Here is a 9030-nt window from a genome sequence, read left to right on the forward strand (position 1 = left end):
GTTAGTATTTACACTACTAACCTTCGAGATTTTAAGGACAAACCATGAATGCTCTTACCCGTGTTAGCCACTTTTTTATTGTGGCATTACTTATAACATTTAGCCTTAACAGCTATGCAGCTCCTGCCATATACAAGATAGAAAAAAATGGCGTTAGCTCTTACTTATTTGGCACCGTACACGTTGGTGATGCCAGCATGAAAGGCTTACCTAAAAATGTAACCGATGCAATTAGTGCAAGCAAAGAAGTGATTGTTGAAGTTGATATAAGCAAACTTACACCACTTGAAATGCAACAGCGCTCAATGCCATTTATGATGCTAAGTGACGGTAAAACATTACAAACTGAGCTTTCAAAGCAAAATTATACCAAGCTAAAAAATTACTTTGCTAAAAAGTCGATTGATATTGCTATGTTTAATGGCTTAAAGCCTTGGGCTGTTATGGTGACTATGATGCAAATTGAATTTCAAAATGCAGGATATTCAGATAAAACCGGCATAGACAAGCAAGTACTTGCTTACGCTAAAGAACATAAAATAAAAATTGGTGAGCTTGAAACTCTAGAGCAACAACTGCAAATGTTTGATGGCATGGCGCTATTAAGCAATGAAATGATTGAAGAAACATTTGAGCAACTCAGCGATATTAATACTTACTTTATCAAATTAGTTAATGCCTGGAAAAACGGTGACATGGATACACTAACCGATTACTACAACATGAGTTTTGATGACAGTAATTATGGTGAAATTAGCGAGCAAGTAATGCTAACTAACCGCAATAATAATTGGGTTAAACAACTCACACCGCGTTTAGCAAACGAGCAACTATTTATTGCCGTAGGCGCTCTGCATTTACCTGAAAAACACGGTTTACTTAAACAGCTACGAGATAAAGGCTTTAGCGTTACTCGTCTTTAAAATAAAAATGGGTTGAGTGATTTTTCGCTCAACCTTTCTCTGAGTTTTTAATTAAAGTCTTCCATTTTTAAGTAATTCTCTATTCCTTTAATTTTGTCTGCCGCATGATGATTTACATAAATCACAGTACTTGTATTGGCAGCACAAATTTTCTCTATTAGTAGCAGTACACGCTGTCTGTTTGCTTCATCTAAGCCTAAGCAAGGTTCATCTAAAATAAGTAACGTTGGATGCTTTACCATAGCCCGCACAATTAATAACATACGCTGATCGCCGTACGAAAGCTGGGTGAATGAGGTGTTTTGCTTGTCACTTAAACCAATAAATGCCAGCCACTGTTGAGCAATATTAACTTGTGCGTCGCTCGGCTTTTGATATAAACCTATGCTGTCATAAAAACCAGATATAACAGTATTTAAAGCCGATATACTTACGCGATAATCCATATGTAGCGCGTTAGATATAAAACCAATATGCTGTTTTATATCCCAAATACTCTCCCCGGTTCCGCGTTTAAAACCGAACACTTCAATGTCATTGTTATAACACTGTGGGTTATCACCTGTTATTAAATTTAATAGGCATGTTTTACCTGAACCGTTCGCTCCAGTAAGCTGCCAATGCTGATGCTTTTTTATAGTCCAATTGAGATTTTTGAATATGCTTACGTCACTATAACTAACTTTAGCATTACTCAATTTAACTAAGGTATTACCAGTGAATGTCTTTTGCTCTTGTTTGGTATCAGGAGATGGCACATCCAATGAAGTATGCTCTAAATGAAGTAGTTTTAGTAAGTCACTTAATTGCTCACTACTTGGCTTTGCTAAAGTATGTAACAAGCAGCCTTGGTTTACATAACCATAGTGAGTAATGAATGAAGGGATTTCGTCTAAGCGGTTTAGCACAAAAACAAAAGTAATCGTGTGGCTAAGCTCTATGAGTATTTTATTAAGTTGCTGGCAAGATTGTACGTCGAGTCCATCAAATGGCTCGTCAAGCACGACTAGCTCACTATGGGAGCTGAGTGCTTTAATAAGTAGGAGTTTACGAGTTTCACCCGTTGAAAGATCTCTAAAATGCCTGTTTAGTAATGAGCTAAATTTAAATAATTTTATTAGCTGCGCTAATAACTCACCATTATTACTATGCTCTGTAAAAATAAGGTCTTGAACGAGGCTATGCTTTTCGTGCTCTAATTCTTGGGCCAGTAACTGTTTATGCGAATCTGAAGACACGAGCATAAGTTTATTAATACTACTTATACGCTTACCACTTTCGCACTTAGCTTCACCAACTAACGCAGCTGTCAGTGCAGATTTACCGGCTCCATTAGCACCTAGAAGCAGCCAATGTTCTGCTAGATTCACTTGCCAATCTAGGTTGCATATGTCGTAACGACTTTTGCCTTGTCCTTGTAAGTAACCATTAAATTGCTCAAGCGTAATTGACTGCACTAACTTTTCCTAATAAACCTTAAAACAGCAAGTTAACGCATATTAAAAGAGCTTAGCAAGCTTGTTATCTGCAAAATTAATTTATTTCACTAGGGCGTATTGTTCTTTGTGGATTGAAATTTGTTCAATCTAGGGGCGATTAAATCGCGGCGCGAGGTTTGTAACCTAGTGAGCTCGATAACTGCTCCTGCGTTATTCTAATGGCTTACATCCATGTAAGAATAAGTCAAAACCGAGTAAAGCTTCCGCGTCCTGCTCACGCCCCTTACCTACATCCATGTAGGCAACAAAGAGTTAATCGTCCCTAGAAAGAACCCAATGGGCAGCGCATGTTTGGTATTTATGCTGCGTTATCGCCTATTTATGGGGAATAACCACACTACATAGGCTCTGCCTTGCCTAAAAACCAAGCATACTGCTGCAAATTCAACTACCAAAGATCAACACGCCCTAGCAACGCTAATACTATTTAATGCGTCTTTAATTGCTTGCTGACTTATTGGTTTATGAATATGAAGGTTAGCCCCGTATTTATAAGCTCGCTCTATATCATTTTGTGAAGTATTTGCTGTTATAACAATAATTGGCATTACTTTATTAAGATCAGAGCGTATTTTTTTAATCGCCTCAAACCCATCCATTACTGGCATATTTAAGTCCATAAAAATAATATCGTATTGATTTTCACTCACCATATCGCACGCGACTTTGCCGTTTTCAGCGCAATCATAGCTTAAACCTAATAAGCTAAGTATGCGGGTCAGTAATATAGTATTTAATGGGTTGTCTTCAACGACTAAACACTTTAGTTTGTCATTTATTTTACGAGGGTTTGGGAGAGCTTTACTGGCAATTATTGGTAAGTGCAAAGATACCAGCGCCCCATGGGCTTCATTATTTTTGAAGGTAATTTCACCGTGCAACGCCTTTACAACATACTGAACCCGAGTGAGACCTGTTCTTAATCCTTGAAAATGGTTTGTTTGTTTAAATGAGTCAAATTCAAGATCAGTAATCTCTTTCGAAAAACCACAACCAGTATCACTTACAGTTACACAAAGTTCATTATTAAAAAGCTTTGCAGAGACAGTAATTTCACCCTCTGTCGTAAACTTAATAGCGTTACTGATTAATTCTGTAAGCGTATGCTGCAAACGTTGATGATCCAATTTACATACACAATTTAATGATTCATCTAAACAACTAACTAGTTTTAGGCCTTTTTGCTGACAAGCATGCTCGTAAGCCATTAGTACTTTATTACACGACTCTAGAAGGTTTTCATTTTTAAATTGCGGTACCCACTTACCTGTACTTAAAGCTTGCAAGTCCTGCAGTTCATCTAATATAGCTATTAACCTAAGTGCGCAGTAATTAGCTTGGGTTTTAACGCTTTGCTGCGTATCAGAAACCTTTAACTCCTCAATAGACGTAATAAGACCCTGTAAAGGAGTTCTAAATTCGTGACTTGCTCTGGCAATAAAATGCTCTTTATTTTGACTCACTTGTTGAGCGAACTCTTTTTGCTTTTGGTATTTAGACAATGCGTTACCTATTTCTTTTTCCATTGGCATAAATACAAACCTTAACTCTACAAGAAGTAAAAACATCGCCATAAGCCAAAATAATAATTCAAGGTTAGATACCCAGTTCAATTTTTGGACAGCTTGCTCTTCAAATAAATTCACTGCATGATCTAGTTGCTTTAATAGCTCTTCAACCTCAGTTACAGAGAATATACGCTTATCTACTTGGCCTTGTTGATAAAGCAAATTTTCCGCTTGCTGGATATATGTTGCAACTTGGGAATCTAGTTTATGAGGAGCTAACGTATATAGCTTAATAAGTTTAGGTGTAAGGTACTGATACTCTCCATTAGCATTTTTTGAAAGTAAGTAATTATGAGTTTTTTTGAATGATACGACTGATGCTTTTAACGCTTTAGTATGCTCAGAAATATTTGTTGCCGATAATAATAACTCATTACTATGCCAAGCTATTTTTTGAGAAAGCATTCTCTGCTTACCAGCCATATTTATTATTTTTGCGTCATATTTTTGCACCGAAAAATAATACTGCATAAGTGATGCTGATGTGCTTATTAATAGTGCTATTGCTATTAATGCCCATCGGTAACGAGTACGGATATTCGCGACAACTTTAAACATACTAAGCCCTGTTTTTGTTTTAAGTGTAGCTCAATTTTTTAGAACTAATAAGCAGCTTAAATAATGATTATTAAATAAAAAAGCCCAACTAAAAAGTTGGGCTAATAAAATAAAACTATTTAACTATCTATTTTCTAAACGGTTATAGTCGAACATTCCATATTCTATCCCACGATATTTTTTAGCTGTATCGTGCAATATATCGCTGTATTGCCAAAACTGTGGATGAGTACGTCGAATACCAAACTTAGATTTCAATGCACCATAATCAGCTTCTATTTGCATCATAGGCAATTGCTCGGCAAAAGCATTTACTTGCTGCTCGTTATTTAAATACCAAATAGCTGCTGGATAATCTCCGATAAACCCAGGAACAATAGTCGCGGTATCTTCATCATAAGCACGTTGGCCATCTTCGTTTAATAAACTAGATATATTGTAGTGCGCATTATGATGAATAATAGTGTAGCCCTTATGGCTATTATCTTCTTGCTTTACAAGTATAAAAGAAAGCTGAGGTAATAAGTTAACCGCTTTTGCTGGCATTTCACTTATTACATTTAACGGCTTTGCCACTTCAGTGTAGTTGTATTTTTCACTTAAAACTGGCGCTAAGGCTTCTTTCATCAAGGTATATAGTTCATGCTGTGGATCATCAGTTTCATAGTTAATACCACTGGGCTGGCTAAATTCTCGGTTACTTTTAAAGAACTTAGATAAGTCAGGTGGTGAATTACGATACCACTGCTTTTTGATTTGATTACGCTTGTGCTCAGGTAATAGAGCTAAAAAGTTTTGCTCTCCCTCTAAACGTAAAAAATCCATATATAAACGTGTAACCAATTGATGGCCTATATTTCCGTATACATCAAAGCCTGCCACAAGCAAATAATGAATACGTTCAAATAACGCATAATCAAGTATCCACGTGGTTTTAGGCTCTTGACCAATAAAACCTTTAACAACAGTTGCACTATCAAAATGGCGGAAAATAGTCAGCGCAGCATTTTTATTATGCCCATCACCTTTCCAAAGCAAGTCAGTTGTAAGATGCTCGCCACCTTTGAACATTTCGTTTGCAAGCTCAACTTTTGCCTGTAAATATTTTTTCTCACGAACTGAATATTTAACCCAGCTAGAAATAGGTAACGCATTACTTTCCTCTGCGGCAGGAAGTTCTAGAGCTTCTTCATGTTGCATTAGCATTTCCCCTACAGCAGGAGTCGCAACCTTATCAGGATCAGCAAATGCCACCCAAAAGTGATCATTTATAACATTTAAAGCAATCTGACCACGACAAACAGGCCCTTTTATAAAGCCCATAATAATTAACTCTGCTTCATCAAGCATAAATTGATATTTAGAATTAATAGGAATAACTTCAAAAGTTTTAAATGGGTTAGATGCTGACTTAGGCTCATAACTCGGCATTTGCGTAACTGTATAATCTGGCGCAATAAACTGCTCGTACAAACGCAGTAATTTAGTTTCATTAAGCTCAAGTGGTAAATGCGTTTTAGAAAGTATGGTTGTACGCTCTTGCATAAAACGATAATAAACACGGCTAACTTTAGGGTCATCGTATGGACGACGCGTATTAATTAACTTTATTTCCTCACCAGGAGGCGTACTTGAGCGAACTAGTTTAAAAAAGCTTTGTGGGTTCTCTGACGTAAAATAAATATGTGCTAAAAACCAATGTTCATAAATATAACGTGCTGATAACTGATACTTTAAGTTATCTTGATTTAAAAATGCTTCCCAGCCCTTTATTTTATTCTGATCATACTTACTTGGTGGCTCAATATGTGACATTTTACCGCCATTTTTAAGCCAGTTCTGTAAATGATTAAACTCTTCGCGCGAAACCCCAGGTAAACCATAAGGCATACCGCCATGAGGTTGCTCGTCAGCTAATCGGTCAAACTCCCCCATTGTTGCACAGGTTTGCGAACGCCCTAATGAAAAATCAAATTCATCATCTAGCACTTCATTAGTTGGTAATTCATAGCTTTGCTTTAACACTAAACTATTAAATAACACACTGCCCGCTAAGTTTGCTTCTTCACTTTGTACGCGCTCATTTAGCACTGGCGTAAAGTTTTTTTCTCGCCATTGCTGTGTATTGGTTGCATCAAACAATAAACGGCTTGGGGTCGTTGCCAATAAACGAGTTCCATCGTAAACGAGCTCTTTACTCAAACCTCGATCAATACCTTCAGGGGATGAGAGCTTAAGCTGGCAAGGTGCATCGTAACAACCATGGCAAACGACGCAGCGGGTATCGAGTACTGGTTTTACGTTTTGTAAAAAATCAGCTCCAGCAAGGGTAGAATGTGGAACGATACGTTCTTGCGCTTGTTCAGGGCCAAATAAATCATCGTAATGTGCATTACCTAAGTAAGCACAACCACTAAGGATAATTAATACAAATGTACTTATTATTATTTTTTTCATTCGTCCTCGTCACCTAAATCGAAGGTAGGCATCATATCCATTTGAGGAGAAACGAATGTTTTTTGACCTTCAGTATTCAAAACAATACTTAAAAGAGGCCCATGCGTTAATGTTATCTGCGCATCATGCTCTTGCTCTAATATACTTAAATACAGAGAATCAGTTATAAGCAACTCATAACCGCTAACGGTAATAGCTACACTGCTATCTTCACTTGGATTTTGGCAAATTTGAGCAAGTAACTCATCATCAAGTCCAATTGATATTTCAAAATCAGGCTGCTCTAAATCTCTATCACTTAATGATTCATCTAATAGAAATAAAGGAAGGGTTAAATTGCTATCTTGTTCAAATTCCATTGCGTTCTCTGCACTTTCTGACGATTTAATTGGCGAGTATTATAACAAACTAGCGAGTAAATTAACGCTAAAGCTAATGTAACTGTTTAAACGTCATCTATAACAGATTCGATCACCGAAAATACAGCACCTTGAGGGTCGCATATAACACTAAAACGACCAACATCGGGGATATCTGTTACAGGAACACATACTTGTCCACCTAGGCTAGCGGCTTTATTTACTGCTGTATCGCAGCTCTGTACTGCAAAATAAATCATCCAATGAGCAGGAATATCTTCAGGCCAGTCGCTTGTCATCTCAAGCATACCGGCAATTGGCTGTCCATCAACCAAAAATAAAGTGTAGTTCATACCTTCCATTGGCTTTATTTCACTTTCCCAGCCTAGTAAAGCACAGTAAAAGTCTCTACTTACTTTACTATTTCTGGTTGCTAACTCATGCCAATAAGGCGTGTTTAATTCACCTAAGTGCTTACAACCTCTATGCTCATTCCCCTGCCATAGTGCAACAGTGGCACCTACAGGATCTTTTAGCATCAACATTCGCCCTGCATTCATAACATCATGAGGACCGGCAATAACTTCAGCACCTAGTTCTTTAGCTTTTAGCGCACAATCGTCAACATTATCGACGGCAATGTAAGCCAACCAATGACTTGGTATCTTTGCATTAATTTGCTCCTCAGGCATTTCGTACATAGCGGCTATATCATCACCTTGCTTTTGTAGCATCGTGTAATATATTTCCTCCCCAATAGGTTGATCGTCATACCCCCAATCAAATAATGATGTATAAAACGTCTTACCTTCTTTCCAATTGTGTGTACAAAGTTCTGACCAACAAAAAATGCCATGTGGATGATTATCAATTTCACTCATTATTTAACCCTTATTATTCTATTTTTATCTAAACGAGCTCTGTCACATTTTATAAACTACATAATTGAACAGATCATAAATTGAGATTAGAGCAATAACAAAGCGGAGTCGATAAAAGAAGGGCAAAAATTCGTTATTCAGTTGTTTCATATATGAGGTTTTTAACGCAGTTAGCGTCAGATTTAATCCCTCAAATTGATTAAATATTATTGCTGATCGATATAAATTATTTACTAAGAAGTCCTTCGCTCTAGAGGAATCCCTGAATCACTTTTTTGCAGACGTAAAAAAGCCCGAATCATTAGATTCAGACGCTCTACAATATAAAGTCGGTACGCTACGCAGTATATCAGCGTCGGGAGTCGCTATGCTCGCCCGCCCTACGTGATGGGTGTTGATGTAGTGTGCATTAATTGCGCGCATTTCACTTTTCTGCAGACGTAAAAAAGCCCGAATCGTTAGATTCGGGCTTTCTACAATTTGAAGCCTGGTAATGTCCTACTTTCACATAGCAAATGCTACACTATCATCGGCGCTGTTTCGTTTCACTACTGAGTTCGGCATGGAATCAGGTGGGTCCAAAACGCTATTGTCACCAAGCAAATTTGGGCGTTAATTCGTATCGCTACGCACTAACTGAATTTGGAAAATATCTGATAATATTTTTTAAGTCTTTCTTAAGTAATATCTACTTTAGTCATATTAACTTCTTCGCTTGTTTCACTATCACATAAAACGCGTTTGGCGTTGTATGGTTAAGCCTCACGGGTAATTAGTACAAGTTA

At 37.3% G+C, this 9030-nt stretch carries 7 protein-coding genes and 1 rRNA gene; 1 reads left to right on the forward strand and 7 read right to left on the reverse strand.

The annotated features are described in order from the left end of the window. Nucleotides 1-44: 44 nt before the first annotated feature. Nucleotides 45-923, forward strand: coding sequence for a TraB/GumN family protein (locus GQR45_RS01490; RefSeq protein WP_007582127.1), 879 nt, complete (start codon nucleotides 45-47; stop codon nucleotides 921-923). Nucleotides 924-970: 47 nt separating this feature from the next. Here the strand turns inward: GQR45_RS01490 and GQR45_RS01495 are convergent, their stop codons facing one another. The 7 genes from GQR45_RS01495 to rrf form a co-directional block, all read right to left on the reverse strand. Next, the gene (locus tag GQR45_RS01495; protein WP_165724897.1) at nucleotides 971-2380 is read right to left on the reverse strand and encodes an ATP-binding cassette domain-containing protein; all 1410 of its coding nucleotides are present in this window, start codon (nucleotides 2378-2380) and stop codon (nucleotides 971-973) included. A 440-nt stretch (nucleotides 2381-2820) separates the two neighbouring features. Beyond that, nucleotides 2821-4548, reverse strand: a complete 1728-nt coding sequence (locus tag GQR45_RS01500) for a response regulator (RefSeq protein ID WP_007582129.1) — start codon at nucleotides 4546-4548, stop codon at nucleotides 2821-2823. Nucleotides 4549-4671: 123 nt separating this feature from the next. Then, nucleotides 4672-7005, reverse strand: a complete 2334-nt coding sequence (locus GQR45_RS01505; RefSeq protein ID WP_165724898.1) for a fatty acid cis/trans isomerase — start codon at nucleotides 7003-7005, stop codon at nucleotides 4672-4674. Next, the gene (locus GQR45_RS01510; RefSeq protein ID WP_024591417.1) at nucleotides 7002-7364 is read right to left on the reverse strand and encodes a hypothetical protein; all 363 of its coding nucleotides are present in this window, start codon (nucleotides 7362-7364) and stop codon (nucleotides 7002-7004) included. The genes GQR45_RS01505 and GQR45_RS01510 overlap by 4 nt, the downstream gene beginning before the upstream one ends. Nucleotides 7365-7450: 86 nt before the next feature. Beyond that, on the reverse strand, nucleotides 7451-8245 hold the full coding sequence (locus GQR45_RS01515) for a VOC family protein (protein WP_165724899.1): 795 nt from the start codon (nucleotides 8243-8245) through the stop codon (nucleotides 7451-7453). A gap of 267 nt (nucleotides 8246-8512) precedes the next feature. Beyond that, the gene (locus tag GQR45_RS01520) at nucleotides 8513-8668 is read right to left on the reverse strand and encodes a hypothetical protein (protein ID WP_165724900.1); all 156 of its coding nucleotides are present in this window, start codon (nucleotides 8666-8668) and stop codon (nucleotides 8513-8515) included. 62 nt (nucleotides 8669-8730) lie between these two features. Next, nucleotides 8731-8845 (reverse strand): 5S ribosomal RNA (gene rrf / locus GQR45_RS01525). Between the last annotated feature and the right edge of the window lie 185 nt (nucleotides 8846-9030).

This window comes from Pseudoalteromonas sp. SA25 (assembly GCF_011378705.1).
Taxonomy (GTDB): Bacteria; Pseudomonadota; Gammaproteobacteria; order Enterobacterales; family Alteromonadaceae; genus Pseudoalteromonas; species Pseudoalteromonas arctica.